Consider the following 14,046-nt stretch of genomic DNA (forward strand, 5'->3'; position numbering starts at 1 on the left):
CGACGACGCTCCGTCAGCAGGGCCGCCGGATGCCGGAGGCTCCGCAGCCGCGTTCGGGGGAAGCGGACGGTCACCCGCCCAATTATATCGGTCACCGAAATTTTCGCGGTCCACCGGTCCCGTCCCGCGCCGCCTCCGTCAGCCCGTCCCCGTCGGCCCGTCCCCGTCAGCCCGTCCCCGTCAGCCCCTCGCTGGCGGCTCACCTCCGTCAGCGCGTGCACTGCTCCAGCATCGTCTGCTTGTCCCCCGCCGTCACCGGAAGGTCGTACTTGACGGCGACCTGGGCGAACCGGACCGAGTACGCACAGCGGTTCCGTTCGTACGGCGGCAGCCAGGAGCTCGGGCCCGCGTCACCCTTCGAAGCATTGGCCGGACCGTCCGAAGGCAGCAGGTTCAGCGGATCGTTCGCGATCTGCTTGCGTTTGCTCTCCTTCCAGCGGGCCGCGCCCATCTGCCAGCCGTAGGAGAGCGGTACGACATGGTCGATCTGCACCGCGGCGGCTTTCTGCTTCCGCCACTCGATGGTCTTGCCGGTGTACGGATCGGCCAAGGTCATGGACTCGACGACGCAGTCGGAGCCGGGCCGGTACCGAACCTCGCGTCCGTCCCGGGCCAGGAGATCGTTCCTCGTGTCGCAGCGGTTCCGCGCCAGCGGCACCCCGTCGGCCGTGTCCATCCACGCATAGCCGAACTTGTCGCGGGTGTATCCGGCTTTCGAGCCCCGGCCCGCCGTCCGCACCTTCTCGATGAGCCGCCGCGCCTCCGCCTTGTCCGACGAAGAGGTGATGGGCGCGAGCCCCGGGTTCGTGCCGTCCGGGTTTCGCAGGGGGCTGACGCCGTGGCTCCCGGTCGCCGGTGGGCCGGGTTTCTTGCCGTCACTCGCCGGCCCCCCGCCGCAACCGGCGAGAACCGCCGCCGAGAGGGCACCGGCCACGATCCCGACGCCTGCCCTGCGCACGCGCAGGCGCACGCGCACGCGCACCGCGATGCTGTCACGCGTGTGCACACTCACGTGCCGTTCAGCGCGCATGGCCCGTCACCTCCGCTATTCGCGGCGAGAGATGCGCGAGGACCGCGCGAGTGGCCAGGAGGGGGTGGGTGGTGCGGCGATGCCAAGGGCGTTTCACAGCAAGGGCCTCGTTTCAGCGGTGAGCGGTCGGGCGGCCGGGCAGGGAGCAGCCCGGCGCACCAGTAGATGATCACTCACGTGAGGTTCGCGCGATGGCGCGGGTGGACCCGTCGCCGACGTGCCGCTGACGGTGCGCTGACCTGGCGCTCCCCCGCCCGGGGATGCGATCACCGCGCGCTCGGCCGACGGTGGGAGGAGAGAGGGAGCGGGGGAGGACGGAGACGGAATCCCATGACCACCGAGCTCCAGCACCGGCCCGCGGAATCGCACCAGCACACCCATGGGCCCGACTGCGGACACGACGCGGTCGTCCACCACGATCACGTCGACTACCTGCACGCCGGGCATGTGCACCGCGAGCACCGGACCGCCGACGGTACGCACTACGACGAGTGCGACGTCTGTCAGTGTGCGCACTGCAGCGACTCATGCGCCGTGTGCACCTGCACCGACTGCGCGTGCCCGACCTGCAATCACGCCGAGTGCGCCTGCGACTCCTGCAGCGGCGACGCGTGCGTGCGCTGCACCTGCCAGAACTGCACCTGCGCCACCTGCCGGCACCCCGACTGATCGGCCTGATCGGCTCCCTGACGACATGCGACGGCCGGGCCCTTGTGCGGGCCCGGCCGGTGCGCGGGGAGTTAGCCGATGCCGAGTTCCAAAGCGACGGCCTGCGTGAGGTCAAGACCGAGGCCCAGTTCCAAGCCGACACCGACCGCGGTGCTCAGGGCAGGATCGCAGGCGTCGGCGTCCACCGTCGACGCCGCCACCGCCACCGCTTGGACCGTCGGTGCCGGGGCTGTCGAGGCTGTCGAGGCTTGGGCCGGGGCGGCGAACAGGAGGGTCGCCAGGGTCAGCAGGGCAGTGGCGGCGAAGGTACGGAGAGTGCGCGACAAGACAGGCCCTTTCTTCGGTACGCGGCCGGTGGCGGCATGCGCTCACGGCCACGTGATCTGTTGTTCAGGGCGCCCTGGTTTCTCGGATCCGGCAAGAGGCTTTCCGGCCCGCCGCACGGACTAACGTCATGTCACCCGTACGTGGTATCTCACCCCATGTCGCGTCATGTCCCGTGTACGTGAAATCCCTTGCCATATCTGGCATATGTGCCGTCATCCAGCGTCCGCGCCCCCCACCGGCAGATCCCAGAGGTCCTCGCGCGGGCGGCGCGGACACGGCGCAGCGGTTCCAGGGGCGGCTCGGCGACTCCAGGGGCGGCGCAGCGACTCCAGGGGCGGCTCGACGGAGAGCGGGAACGTCGCGGGAGCGGCGGCTCAGCCGTCCCCGGGTGCCGACGCCGATGCCGTGAGCTGGGACAGGGCGCGCGACAGAGCGGTCAACGCCTCGGTGATATGCGGGAGTTCGAGCGGGTCCGGGGCGTCCAGGACGCGCTGCCGCAGCTCCGGGTCGGCGCCCAGCAGCGCCCCCGCGTCGAGCCGTACCCGCAGCGCGCGCGGGTCGTCGCCGAAGCGGTGTCCGCCGCGTGCCGCCCAGGGCGCCAGTCTCCGTTCCAGCGCGGTGGATTCGACGATGCCATGGGCGGCGAGTGGCCGGCGCAGGGGTTCGAGATCGGCGTAGAGGTGGCTTCCGGAGTGCGGCGGGCGGCAGAGCGCGCCGGCCTCGGTGACGGTGTGGTGGAGCGCCGCGGCGAGCGCACCGTAGACCCGGGCGATGGCGGCGGTTCTGGCGCGTACGGAGTCGGGTTCACCGAGCGCGTGGGCGGCGGCGCAGGCGATCGGTCCGGGGAGCGGGGTGCCGAGTGCGGTCAGCGCCTCCAGCGCGGCGGCCCGCAGGACCGTGCCCCCGCGGGTACCGGGGAAGCGGGCGAGCGCGGCGGGCCAGGCGGCGGGGGTGAGCGTGGCCCGCAGATCGGTCAGTACCACGACCTCGTCGGGCAGCATCTCGGCGGGGCTGAGCACCACGGTGTCATGCGGATCGTGCAGCAGATCGCGACGGGTCTCGTCACTGAGCACCCACAGCCCTTCCTCGGCCGCCGCCTCGCACACCTCGTGAAGCTGTTCGGGTGCCGGGCAGGTGCCGGTCGGGTCGTCGGCGACGGACAGCACCAGCAACTGCGGGGAGTCGCCGTGCATCCGGGCCCGGCGGACGGTCTCCAGCAGCGCGAACGGGTCCGGCATCCCGCCCGATTCCGCCGGTACGGGGGCGAGGTGCACCGGCCGCCCGAGCAGCCGGGCCGGTGGGGCGTACGACGCGGAGCAGGGCCGCGGCAGCACCACCGCGCCGTCCGCGGCGGCGTACAGCGCGAGCAGCAGGGGGGTCAACCCGGGCGCGGCCAGGACGTCCTCGGGAGCGGTCTCCAGACCGCGGCGTTCCCAGTAACCGCACGCGGCGGTGCGCAGCGGTACGGCGCCGCCCGGAGGCTCGGCCTCGGTACGGCCGGCGGCCGCGGAGAGGTGCGCGGCGAGGTCCGGGAGAACCGGCAGGCCCACCGGCGGATCCGGTTGCGGATCCGGGGCGGTCGGCTGCATCGGTACCTCCACTCCACGACGGGGGATCGATACGACGGGGGGCGATACGACGGGGGGTCGATCGTGGGCCCCTCATATGTGGGCCCCTCACATGAGGGGCGGCCCCGACCACCTTGGCAGACCACGGGCCGACGCCTGGGGCGACACGTCAGCGGAGGGCGCGCAGGCTCTGCCCGCACACCGCCAAAGTCCGCATAATGATACGCGACTCTCATTTTGCGAGACGACGACGTACGGTGGACCACCCGCCACGCATGCGAAGGAGAGCCGGCCATGCCGCAGGAAACCGCCGTCTACACCCACGGCCACCACGAGTCCGTGCTGCGCTCCCACACCTGGCGCACCGCCGCCAACTCGGCCGCCTACCTGCTGGATTCACTGGAGCGCGATATGCGGATCCTGGACGTCGGCTGCGGCCCGGGCACCATCACCGCCGATCTCGCCACCCTGGTCCCGGACGGGCAGGTCACCGGCCTGGAGTACGCACCCGAGGTACTGGCGCAGGCGCGCGCCACCGCTGCCGAGCGAGGCCTGACCAACGTCCACTTCGCAGTCGGTGACGTCCACTCACTGGACTACCCCGACAACACCTTCTCCGTAGTGCACGCCCACCAAGTGCTGCAGCACGTGGGCGATCCCGTACAGGCACTGCGCGAGATGCGCCGGGTCACCAAGCCCGGTGGGATCGTCGCCGTCCGCGATGCGGACTACTCGGCCATGACGTGGTACCCGGAGGTCCCGGGGATGGCCGACTGGCTGCGGCTGTACCTGCGAGTGGCCCGCGCCAACGGAGGCGAGCCGGACGCCGGACGCCGGCTGCACGCCTGGGCCCGGCGGGCCGGTTTCACCCCGGACGCGGTCACCGCTACCGCCGGCACCTGGTGCTACCGCACTCCGCAGGAGCGCGCCTGGTGGAGCGGGCTGTGGGCGGACCGCACGGTCAGCTCCTCGTACGCGCGGAACGCGGTGGAGGGCGGACATGCCACACCGGCCGAGCTGGACCGAGCGGCGCGGGCCTGGCAGGCCTGGGGCGCCGAGGAGGACGGCTGGTTCACCGTCCTGCACGGTGAGATCCTGTGCCGGGTCTGACCCCGCCGTCCTGCACGGTGAGATCTTGAGCCAAGAGATCGCACCGCCCCGTGCCGCCCAACTAGGGTTGCCCGTATGGACATTCTGGGGACCTCACTGCGGGTGTGCGTCGGTGATCTCGATGCCGCGATCACCGTCTACGAACGACTGACCGGCGCCGAGGCGATCCGCTTCCAGCGCGGCGGGGTGGCGGTGGCGGCCGTCGGATGCTTCTTCCTGATGAGCGGCCCCGAGGCGGAGTTGTCGGTGCTTCGGAAGATCACCGCGACCCTCGCCGTGCAGGACGTGGACGAGGCGCTGGCGGATCTCAAGTCCGTGGGCGCGGACATCATCGCCGGTCCGCTGCCCACACCGATCGGCCGCAACCTCGTGGCCCGTCACCCGGACGGTTCGGTCTTCGAGTACGTGGACCGGCGGCAGACGGCGCGGGAAGCCTGAACGGCCCTCGCGCGCCGCGCCGTCAGAAGCACCCCAGGCTCCGGGCCGCTCAGGATTCCTCCCGTCAGGACACCTCCTGTCAGGACACCTACCGCCAGGACACCTACGGTCAGGACACCTCCAGGACGATCTTGCCGCGGGTCCGGCCCTCCTGGCTCCGGCGGAACGCCTCGGCGGCCTGGGGAAGCGGGAAGACGGTGTCGACCGGCACGGTCAGCTTCCCGGCGTCCGCGAGCGCGGCGAGCACGGTCAGACCGGCGCTGTCCGGCCGCACCCACACCAGGTGGCCGCCCTTCTCCTTGACCTGGCCGTCGGCGATGGACACCACCCGGCCGCGGTCCTTGAGCAGCTCCTGCGAGACGTCGATGACTCCCCCGCCGACGAAGTCCAGGGCCGCGTCGACCCCTTCGGGCGCCACCGCCCGCACCCGCTCGGCGAGGCCGTCGCCGTAGGTGACCGGCTCGGCGCCCAAGGAGCGCAGGAAGTCGTGGTTGCGCTCACTGGCCGTGCCGATGACACGGGCGCCCCGGGCGACCAGGATCTGGACGGCGAGCGAGCCGACGCCGCCGGCCGCGGCGTGCACCAGCGCCGTCTCGCCGGCCTGCACGCCGACCCGCTCGATCGACTGGTACGCCGTCAGGCCGGCGAGCGGAAGCCCGGCCGCCTGCTGCCAGCTGAGCGCGGCGGGCTTGCGTGCCAGCGTCCGCACCGGCGCGGCGACCAGCTCGGCGAAGGTGCCGTTCTGGCACACGTCCTTGCGGGCGTAGCCGATGACCTCGTCACCGATCGCGTACTCGGAGACGTCGGCACCGACCGCCTCGACCACGCCCGCCACGTCCCACCCGGGGATGAGCGGGAAGTACACATCCAGCGCCTCGTCGAGGTAGCCCGCAAGGATCTTCCAGTCGACGGGGTTGACCCCGGCCGCCCTGACCCGGATCAGGACCGAGTCCGGGCCCACCTTGGGGTCGGGAAGGTCGGTGTATTCGAGGACCTCGGGGCCGCCGTAGCTCTTCGCGGTGATTGCCTTCATGGTCCACCACAACCCCGCACGGCCCCGAGCCATTCCCGGCCCCGGGAAGATCACCGGATCGGCGGAACGACCGCCCCGGGCCCGAGCCGCACCAGCACTGGCACTGGCACTGGCACTGGCACCCGCAACAGCCGTACCTAGCTCAGCGTCTTCAGCGCCGCCGCGTCGTACGGCGCCAGCTCCGTGAACCGTCCCTCCAGGACCTTCGCCGCCCACTCCGGGTCCTGGAGCAGCGCACGGCCGACGGCGACGAGGTCGAACTCCTCACGCTCCAGGCGGTCGAGGAGGTTGTCGATGCCCTGCACCGGAGCGCCCTCGCCCTGGAAACCGCGGATGAAGTCGCCGTCGAGGCCGACCGAGCCGACGGTGATGGCGGGCCGGCCGGTGAGCTTCCTGGTCCAGCCGGCCAGATTGAGGTCCGAGCCCTCGAACTCCGGGAGCCAGTAGCGGCGGGTGGAGGCGTGGAAGGCGTCGACGCCGGCCGCGGCGAGCGGGGTCAGGATCGCGTCCAGCTCCTCCGGGGTCCCGGCGAGCCTCGCGTCGTAGGCCTCCTGCTTCCACTGCGAGTAACGGAAGATGACCGGGAAGTCCGGGGAGACGGCCTCCCGGACGGCGGCGACGATCTCGGCCGCGAACTTCGTCCGGGCCACCGGGTCGCCTCCGTAGGCGTCGGTACGGCGGTTCGTCCCCGCCCACAGGAACTGGTCGAGGAGGTAGCCGTGGGCGCCGTGCAGTTCCACGCCGTCGAACCCGGTGCGCTGGGCGGCCGCGGCGGCCTCGGCGAAGGCGCCGATGACGTCGTCCAGGTCGCGCCGGGTCATCGCCTTGCCGGTGCCCTCGGTGCCGTCGATCCGCAGTCCGGAGGGACCGACGGCGGGGGCGTCCGCGTACGGCGGCTCGCCCTGCTTGCGCACCATGCCGATGTGCCACAGCTGCGGCACGATCGTGCCGCCCGCCGCGTGTACCGCCTCGACGACCTTCGCCCAGCCCGCCAGCTGCTCCGCACCGTGGAACCGCGGCACCCGGTCGCTCTGCCCGGCCGACTCGTGGCCGACGTAGGTCCCCTCCGTCACGATCAGGCCCACACCCGCGGCGGCGCGGCGGGAGTAGTACGACACCACGTCCTCGCCGGGGACACCGCCCGGGGAGAACATGCGCGTCATCGGTGCCATCGCGATGCGGTTCGGGACGGTCAGACCGTTCAGCTTGACGGGCCGGGACAGGATCTCGGCCGCGCGGGAGGCGGAGGGCGCGGTGGTGGTCACGGGTGCTCCTCGGAGGTACCGGTCGGTATGTGCACGCGCATGAAACGCGTGCAGGCGTCAACCGTCCCGGCGGTCGGAGCATTCCACCCGCCCGGTGGACCTCCCTGTGATCCCGGCCACCCGCCCGGAGCCCAGGGCGGTCACCGCGGCCGTTCCTCCCGCGCCCCCAGGGCCCGCAGCAGGAACGGAAGGAGCTCGCGGACCGCCGCCGCACCGGACGAGGGGCCGTCCGCGGAGGCCCGGTGCGCCGCGTCGGGGGTGAGGAAGAGACGGCTGACCATCGAGCCGACGACCAGGTCTGCCAGCACATGCGCGTTCTCCGGCGGCGGGATGTCTCCGCGGTCGACGGCGCGGCGCACCACGGTGGCGGCCCGGTCGCGCACCGGCTGAATGATCGCGGTGTCCAGTACCCGGGCCAGCGCCTCGTTGTGCGCGGACTCGCCGATGAGGACGTGCAGCAGCCGGCCGCCGGGGCCCTCCAGCGTCTCCGCCTTGTCACGGAGCAGCGCGGCCAGGTCGCCTTCGAGGCTGCCGGTGTCCGGCTGCGGGCCGAGGTCGCTCGCCCAGCGCACGGCGGTGCCCACGACCAGGTCTTCCTTGGAGCGCCAGCGGCGGTAGAGGGTCGCGGTGGAGACCCCGGCCCGTTTGGCCACCGCCGCCGTGGTCAGCCCGCCGTAGCCGCTCTCCTGGAGGACCTGGACGGTGGCCTCCAGGAGGGCCCGGTCGCGGGCGGCGTCCCGCGGGCGCCCGCGGGCGGGCGTCGGCCCATCCGCCGCGGTCTGGTTGCTCTCGGTGCGTTCAGCCACACCCGGAGTCTAGCGGTCCACCATTACGAAACGAAAAGTTTTCGTTTCCTGTACGCTCGGCGGCATGACCTCTCACGCCACCACCCCTGACCTGGACCACCCCACCACCCCTGGCCTGGACGCCTCCGCTGTCGTGGACCGTCTCCGCGCCACCTTCGCCAGCCGTCGTACCGTCGCCACCGACTGGCGGCGCGGCCAGCTGACAGCCCTGCGCACCCTGCTCACCGAGCACCGCGACGAACTCCTCGCCGCGCTCGCCGCCGACCTCGGCAAGGGCCCCGAGGAGGCGTACCGCACCGAGATCGGCTTCACGCTCAACGAGATCGACCACACCCTCGGCCGCCTCGACGACTGGCTGGCGCCCCGGCCCGCGGAGCTGCCCGAACGGCTGCTCCCGGCGACCGCGCGGGTGGTCCGCGAACCCCTCGGCGTGGTCCTGGTGATCGCCCCCTGGAACTACCCGCTGCAACTCGCGCTCGCCCCGCTCGTCGGCGCGCTGGCCGCGGGCAACTGCGCCGTCGTCAAGCCCAGCGAACTCGCCCCCGCGACCTCGGCCGCCCTCGCCCGGCTGCTGCCGCGCCACCTCGACGCCGAGGCGGTGGCCGTCGTCGAGGGCGCCGTCCCGGAGACCACCGCGCTGCTGGCCCAGCGCTTCGACCACATCTTCTACACCGGCAACGGCGCCGTCGGCCGCATCGTGATGACCGCCGCCGCCCGGCATCTGACACCGGTCACCCTGGAACTGGGCGGCAAGAGCCCGGTCGTCCTCGACCCGGGCACGGACCTGGCCGCGGCCGCCCGTCGGCTGGTCGCGGGCAAGTTCCTCAACGCCGGCCAGACCTGCGTCGCCCCCGACTACGTGCTGGCGATCGGCGACACCGCCCGGGACATCGAGCCCCACCTCGCCGAGGCCGTGCGCGAGGCCTACGGCACGGACCCGGCCACCGCGCCCGAGTACGGACGGATCGTCAACGAGCGCCACTTCGACCGGCTGACCGCGCTCCTCGACAGCGGCCGCACCGTCATCGGGGGCACCCACCACCGCGCCGACCGCTACCTGGCGCCCACCGTCCTCGCCGATGTCTCCCCCGACGCCCCGGTGATGCGGGAGGAGATCTTCGGGCCGGTCCTGCCGATCGTGGCGGTGCCCGACCTGGACGCGGCGATCGCGTTCATCAACGAACGCGACAAGCCGCTGGCCCTCTACGCGTTCACCGACTCCGCCGAGACCCAGCACCGGCTGCTGACCGAGACCTCCTCCGGCGCGCTCGCCTTCGGCCTGCCGGTCGCCCATCTCACCGCCCCTGAGCTGCCGTTCGGCGGGGTCGGCGAGAGCGGGATGGGCCGCTACCACGGCGAGTACTCGATCGACACCTTCAGCCACACCAAGGCGGTACTGGACAAGCCGCTGGGGTGACCGCCGCCGCGCGACGGCGACGCCGCTGCCGCGGCACCACAGCGGCCACGGCCGCATCCGCGTCCCGCATCGGCCGGGTCCGAGAGCTCAGACCGGCCGCATCCGGTACTCGTAGCGCTCCGGGAGGGGATGCTCGGCCCGGGCCCTGGTCCGTACGTCCTCGGTGACCGGTGCGCCCGCCGCGGTCAGCTGTTCGGCGATGGCGTACCAGGTGTCGCTGAGCGTCTCGTCGCCCTCCCGCAGATCGGCGAGCTCGAAGCCGGTGTCGAAGATCTCCCGGGCCGCGGCCGGCCTCCCCTGGGCGAGCAGCACCCGCGCGGTCAGCAACTGGAAGCGCCCGTCGGCGAGTTCGCTCCGCGGCAGCCCCGCCAGCAGTCCGGCGGCCTCCTCGGCCCGGCCGGCCGCGAGCAGCGCGGGCACCGCCTCCCGGACGAGGGCGACGTGCACCCCGTGCCACGCGCGCCCGTCCGGGCCGTCCCCGTCCGGGCCGTCCGCCGAGGCCGCTTCCGCTTCCGCCGCTGCTGCCGCACAGGCCTCCGCGTACCGGTCGGCGGCGCGCCCCGCCTCACCCGCCTCGGATTCGGCGACGGCCAGGCAGTACAGCGGCAGCGCACCGGCGCCCTGCCCGGGTGGCTGCCCGGGGGCCTGCGCCGGACGTCCCAGCGCCCGCTCCCAGCTGCGGACGGCCTGGGCGCGGTCGCCGGCGTGCCACTGGGCGAGGCCGAGGTGGTAGTCGGTGGCCGGACCCGACGGGGCGGCCTCCAGCAGATCGCGCCAGGCCGGCGCGGTCATCGCCGCCGCGGAAACCGGGGTGCGGTCCGGCAGCGCTCCGGTCTTCAGCAGCGTCAGCCAGGGCTCCTGCTCCGGCCCGAGGGTGGCCGCGTCGAACGGCGTACCGGGCAGGTCGACGCCGGACCGGACGGCCTCCAGCGCGCCCCAGCCGGAGCCGGTGGCCAGTGACTCCTTCGGCTCCCGGTCGGCGTACGGCAGCCAGGCGGCGTACGCGGCGTCGACCTCCGGACGCGGCAGCGCCTCCGCCAGGCGGGCGGCCACCTCACCCCGGGCCGCGGCCCAGTCGACTCCGTGCACCGTCGCCGGGTCGGCGGCCAGCGGCCCGTACGCCTCCAGCCAGCTGAACGCGCCGCCGCCGTCGAGCGGTACATGTTCCAGCTGCGTACGGGCGAGCCCGGCCTGGATCTCGGCGTAGCCGCCGGTGCCCGGCTCGGTCAGCCACTGCTGCCAGCGCCGCCCGGCCCGGCCGGCTCCCCACAGGAAGAGCTTGCGGCCGCGGAGCGTGTCGGTGGAGGTCTGCACCAGCCCGTGGCCGCCCTCGTCGAGCGAGGCGATCCAGCGGCGGGCGCCGTCCGGCACGTCGTAGAAGTAGTCGGCCGGGAACTCGCTGCGGAGCGGATACGTCCGGTCCCCGCCGTCGTACTCCGGGACGGGCACCCGCCGCAGGGTCCGCTGATAGCCGAAGTACCAGGCCTGGTCGGCAGGGGCCAGGACACGGCTGCCCGCGGCTTCGGGAACCGCGGTGTTCGACCACCAGTAGACCGGGACGGTGTGCGGATGGGGGTTGCGGATCCGTACGCCCACGTAGAGGAAGTCGGAGCCGTCCGGGAGCCACAGATCCACCTGGAAGGGCAGATCGCGCAGCCGCTCCCACTCCCACAGCCGCAGCATCTCCCCGCCGTCCGGCGCGGGGACACGGGCGGCGTGCAACGGGGTACAGGAGAGGGTGGTGTGACCGGTGGCACCGATGTTCCACTCGATACCGCCGGAGAACCAGGCGCCGTTGAGGGCGAAGGCGGCGGGCTGCAGGACCGGGTTGCGGTAGAGCAGTTCACGGCCGGTGGCCTTGTGGTAGAGGGAGTACACCCGGCCACCGAGGCCGGGCAGGACGGTGGCGCACAGCCGGTCGTTCTCGATGACCAGCGCGTCGAGGCCGGTACTGCGGCGGACCCTTCCGTATCCGTCGCGCATCGCGACCGGCAGGAGCGAGTGCAGCGGCCGGTAGCCGATCTGACGGGCCATATCGGCGGGCAACCGGGTGCCCTGGGGGATCTCGACGCGGTGCGGGTCGTGGCCGCCTCGGAGGGCGGGGAGCGGGTTGTCCGGGCCGAGGGCCGCGGCGGGAAGGGTCAGGGTGGTACGGCGCACACTCGTGGCCACGGCTGCCTCGCAATGCTGAACCGGGCCACCTCGGCTGCGGTGGCCGCCTGTTGACCATGGAACATGGTCATCGCCGGTCTGAACAGGGCTGCTTGCGGCCAGCGGAGTCGGTTCGATCACACGATACGCCCGCCCCCACGCCCGCCCCCCACGCCTGCCGCCGCGACCCATCGGGCACAGGCCGGTGCCCCAACAGGCCCTGGCTAGGACCTGCCCACCGCATCCGGTTCGCTGAAGCGCAGCTGGTTGCCGAACGGGTCGGTGAGGGTGAGGCAGGTCCCGAACCCGTCGTGCTCCAGGCCGGGGCGCAGGTACGGGTAGTCCTTGGCGGCCAGCTCGGCGTGGAGCGCGCGGACGCCGGTCAGCTCGGTGTGGAGGGTGGAGCCGGGTGTGGCATCGCCGTGGTGCTCGGACAGGTGCAGGACGAGGTCGCCGCGCGAGACCTGGGTGTAGAGCGGCATACCGGGCTCGAAGCGGTGCTCCCAGTCGATGGCGCAGCCGAGGTAGTCGACGTAGAACTCATGGGCCTTGGCCACGTCGAAGATCCGGAAAACCGGCACGGTGCGGCGGAAGGCGACCTGCGCCGCCGGCGTCCGCTGCGCCGTATTCCCGACGGGCGCCGCCTTCCCGACGGGCGCCCCCTTCCCGTCCCCGCCGGCGAACATCTCGCTGGTGATCGCCCAGCGCTCGTGGTCGCGCCAGGCGCCGTCGATGAAGAGGAAGTCCGGGGAGAAGCCCTCCAGGCGGAAGCCGGCGCGTTCGACCAGGGCGAGGGAGCGCTCGTTGCCCGGCTGGATGTTGGCCTCCAGGCGGTGCAGGCCCAGCGTCTCGAAGGCATGGCGCAGGATGAGCCGCAGGCCCTCGCTCATCAGACCGCGGCCCGCCGCGTGCGCGAAGGCGCCGTAGCCGATCGCACCGCAGCGGAACGCGCCGTGCACGATGTTGTTGACGGTCACGTACCCCGCGATCCGGCCGCTGTCCAGCTCGCAGATCAGGAAGCCCGCACGCTGCGGCTCCTGGAGCCTGCTCAGGTAGCCGTCGTACGCGTCGTCGGTGACCGGCGGGGAGAGCCACGGGTGGTGCTGTCCGGTGCTCTCCCGCGCGGCGGCGGTGAACTCGTCCCGGTCGGCGGCGGAGAAGTGCCGGATGCCCACCCGTGGGCCTTGCGCCAGGTAGCGGTCGCTCGTGGTCATCAACGGATCGTACGAGGAGCCGCGGCGGCCCGCCAGCGAAGGCGGTGCCGCAGCCGCCGGTCAGACCCGCTCGGTCCTACCCCATGCCTGAAGGGCAGGGAAGGTACCCCCACCGCCCTCGCGCTCCGCCGCGCTCGATGCGGCGAGCGCCAGCCGGCGGTGGGTGCGGCGCAGCATCAGCCGGGCCATGACGGGGTGGACACGGCGGACGACGGCGAAGTGGAGCCGGCCGCCCGCGTGGTGGGTCCGGACAACCGTGCCGAGCGTGACCCGGCCGTCCGCCACCAGGACCGAGGCGCGGAAGTCCAGGTGCCGGGCGTCCTGGCCGAGCAGGATCTCGCGGTCCGTGCGTCCGACGACCGGGAAGGACGCGCGGTGGAACATGCCCGCCCAGGCGTCCGGTTCGGTCGGCAGACCGGGCCGCAGCTCCATCTGCCAGGCGTCGCGGAAGTCGGTCCGGGGGAACGCCCGGTGCGCCAGTTCGGCGGCGGCCGGGAGGGCGACGGGCCGGGGGCGCTCCCAGATCAGGCGGTTGAGCAGCCGGACGCGTGGGGTGCGGCGCACCGGTGCCGGCACCCGGCCGACGGCGGCGCGTTCGATGTTGTCGAAGATCTCCTCGACGACCGTGCAGTGCATCGGACGGATCGCGAGGTGCCACAACAGCCTTTGCCGGAGCGTGCGTCGGCCCTCCGTCCGGTGTGCGACCCGGCAGCGGTCCGGGCCCAGCGGACTCACCGTCACCTCGTGCCAGCCGTCCATTCCGGTGAAGGCGAAGTGGATGCGGCGGCCCGGCTCATGGACGGCGACGCGGTAGCGGACGAAGCCGTGCCCGCCGTCGGCGCCGACGCCCAGCGGGCGGTCGAAGCGCATCGGCGGCCAGACGGGCGCCGGGAAGAGGGGGTCACGGTCGCTGCCGAGCCGGTCGATCAGCGCGCCGACGACGTCGGCCGAAGCGGGGATGGTGCGGACATGAACGTCGCGAACGGTACGCACGGGCACCTCCATACGGTGGCGTATG

At 73.0% G+C, this 14,046-nt stretch carries 13 protein-coding genes and 1 pseudogene; 4 read left to right on the forward strand and 10 right to left on the reverse strand.

The window, feature by feature from the left end:
* Window positions 1-208 precede the first annotated feature (208 nt).
* Window positions 209-1,030, reverse strand: coding sequence for an HNH endonuclease family protein (locus ACFY12_RS18995; RefSeq protein WP_390716958.1), 822 nt, complete (start codon window positions 1,028-1,030; stop codon window positions 209-211).
* Between the two features lie 330 nt (window positions 1,031-1,360).
* Between ACFY12_RS18995 and ACFY12_RS19000 the strand changes: the two genes are divergently transcribed.
* On the forward strand, window positions 1,361-1,699 hold the full coding sequence (locus ACFY12_RS19000) for a hypothetical protein (RefSeq protein WP_390716959.1): 339 nt from the start codon (window positions 1,361-1,363) through the stop codon (window positions 1,697-1,699).
* A gap of 71 nt (window positions 1,700-1,770) precedes the next feature.
* Here ACFY12_RS19000 and ACFY12_RS19005 read toward each other — a convergent pair whose 3' ends face one another.
* Both ACFY12_RS19005 and ACFY12_RS19010 read right to left on the reverse strand, forming a co-directional pair.
* Window positions 1,771-2,025 carry a hypothetical protein gene (locus tag ACFY12_RS19005; RefSeq protein WP_390716960.1) on the reverse strand — a complete coding sequence of 85 codons (255 nt, stop codon included), beginning with the start codon at window positions 2,023-2,025 and terminating at the stop codon, window positions 1,771-1,773.
* Window positions 2,026-2,400: 375 nt separating this feature from the next.
* On the reverse strand, window positions 2,401-3,615 hold the full coding sequence (locus ACFY12_RS19010; RefSeq protein ID WP_390716961.1) for an aminotransferase class I/II-fold pyridoxal phosphate-dependent enzyme: 1,215 nt from the start codon (window positions 3,613-3,615) through the stop codon (window positions 2,401-2,403).
* A gap of 273 nt (window positions 3,616-3,888) precedes the next feature.
* Here ACFY12_RS19010 and ACFY12_RS19015 point away from each other — a divergent pair, with 273 nt between their 5' ends.
* Window positions 3,889-4,704 carry a class I SAM-dependent methyltransferase gene (locus ACFY12_RS19015; protein ID WP_390716962.1) on the forward strand — a complete coding sequence of 272 codons (816 nt, stop codon included), beginning with the start codon at window positions 3,889-3,891 and terminating at the stop codon, window positions 4,702-4,704.
* A 75-nt stretch (window positions 4,705-4,779) separates the two neighbouring features.
* Window positions 4,780-5,142: a VOC family protein gene (locus tag ACFY12_RS19020; RefSeq protein WP_390716963.1), complete on the forward strand. Its 363-nt coding sequence runs from the start codon at window positions 4,780-4,782 to the stop codon at window positions 5,140-5,142.
* Window positions 5,143-5,251: 109 nt separating this feature from the next.
* Here the strand turns inward: ACFY12_RS19020 and ACFY12_RS19025 are convergent, their stop codons facing one another.
* The 3 genes from ACFY12_RS19025 to ACFY12_RS19035 form a co-directional block, all read right to left on the reverse strand.
* Complete coding sequence (locus ACFY12_RS19025) at window positions 5,252-6,175, reverse strand: NADP-dependent oxidoreductase (protein ID WP_390716964.1); 924 nt, start codon at window positions 6,173-6,175, stop codon at window positions 5,252-5,254.
* A 137-nt stretch (window positions 6,176-6,312) separates the two neighbouring features.
* Entirely contained in the window at window positions 6,313-7,440 is a 1,128-nt protein-coding gene (locus ACFY12_RS19030) for an NADH:flavin oxidoreductase (protein ID WP_390716965.1), read from the reverse strand.
* 140 nt (window positions 7,441-7,580) lie between these two features.
* Window positions 7,581-8,246 (reverse strand): TetR/AcrR family transcriptional regulator, encoded by a 666-nt coding sequence (locus ACFY12_RS19035; protein ID WP_390716966.1) that lies wholly within the window; start codon window positions 8,244-8,246, stop codon window positions 7,581-7,583.
* Between the two features lie 64 nt (window positions 8,247-8,310).
* Here ACFY12_RS19035 and ACFY12_RS19040 point away from each other — a divergent pair, with 64 nt between their 5' ends.
* Complete coding sequence (locus ACFY12_RS19040) at window positions 8,311-9,663, forward strand: aldehyde dehydrogenase family protein (RefSeq protein ID WP_390716967.1); 1,353 nt, start codon at window positions 8,311-8,313, stop codon at window positions 9,661-9,663.
* 87 nt (window positions 9,664-9,750) lie between these two features.
* Here the strand turns inward: ACFY12_RS19040 and ACFY12_RS19045 are convergent, their stop codons facing one another.
* From ACFY12_RS19045 to ACFY12_RS19060, 4 genes and pseudogenes are all read right to left on the reverse strand, one after another.
* Window positions 9,751-11,835, reverse strand: coding sequence for a DUF5107 domain-containing protein (locus ACFY12_RS19045; RefSeq protein WP_390716968.1), 2,085 nt, complete (start codon window positions 11,833-11,835; stop codon window positions 9,751-9,753).
* A gap of 203 nt (window positions 11,836-12,038) precedes the next feature.
* Entirely contained in the window at window positions 12,039-12,500 is a 462-nt protein-coding gene (locus tag ACFY12_RS19050) for a glyoxalase superfamily protein (protein WP_390717317.1), read from the reverse strand.
* Window positions 12,495-13,028, reverse strand: a pseudogene (locus ACFY12_RS19055) (GNAT family N-acetyltransferase); the annotation flags it as partial. The gene ACFY12_RS19050 and the pseudogene ACFY12_RS19055, both read right to left, overlap by 6 nt.
* Window positions 13,029-13,088: 60 nt before the next feature.
* Complete coding sequence (locus ACFY12_RS19060) at window positions 13,089-14,021, reverse strand: DUF2867 domain-containing protein (protein ID WP_390716969.1); 933 nt, start codon at window positions 14,019-14,021, stop codon at window positions 13,089-13,091.
* Between the last annotated feature and the right edge of the window lie 25 nt (window positions 14,022-14,046).

Source organism: Streptomyces sp. NPDC001339 (assembly GCF_042895955.1).
GTDB lineage: Bacteria > Actinomycetota > Actinomycetes > Streptomycetales > Streptomycetaceae > Streptomyces.

What these genes read in the sequence shown, in the direction of transcription:
- ACFY12_RS19010 (WP_390716961.1), bottom strand. Translation starts at nt 3,615, where the DNA reads ATGCAGCCGACCGCCCCGGATCCGCAACCGGATCCGCCGGTGGGCCTG.
- ACFY12_RS19020 (WP_390716963.1), top strand. Translation starts at nt 4,780, where the DNA reads ATGGACATTCTGGGGACCTCACTGCGGGTGTGCGTCGGTGATCTCGAT.
- ACFY12_RS19000 (WP_390716959.1), top strand. Translation starts at nt 1,361, where the DNA reads ATGACCACCGAGCTCCAGCACCGGCCCGCGGAATCGCACCAGCACACC.
- ACFY12_RS19040 (WP_390716967.1), top strand. Translation starts at nt 8,311, where the DNA reads ATGACCTCTCACGCCACCACCCCTGACCTGGACCACCCCACCACCCCT.
- ACFY12_RS19050 (WP_390717317.1), bottom strand. Translation starts at nt 12,500, where the DNA reads ATGTTCGCCGGCGGGGACGGGAAGGGGGCGCCCGTCGGGAAGGCGGCG.
- ACFY12_RS19025 (WP_390716964.1), bottom strand. Translation starts at nt 6,175, where the DNA reads ATGAAGGCAATCACCGCGAAGAGCTACGGCGGCCCCGAGGTCCTCGAA.
- ACFY12_RS19015 (WP_390716962.1), top strand. Translation starts at nt 3,889, where the DNA reads ATGCCGCAGGAAACCGCCGTCTACACCCACGGCCACCACGAGTCCGTG.
- ACFY12_RS18995 (WP_390716958.1), bottom strand. Translation starts at nt 1,030, where the DNA reads ATGCGCGCTGAACGGCACGTGAGTGTGCACACGCGTGACAGCATCGCG.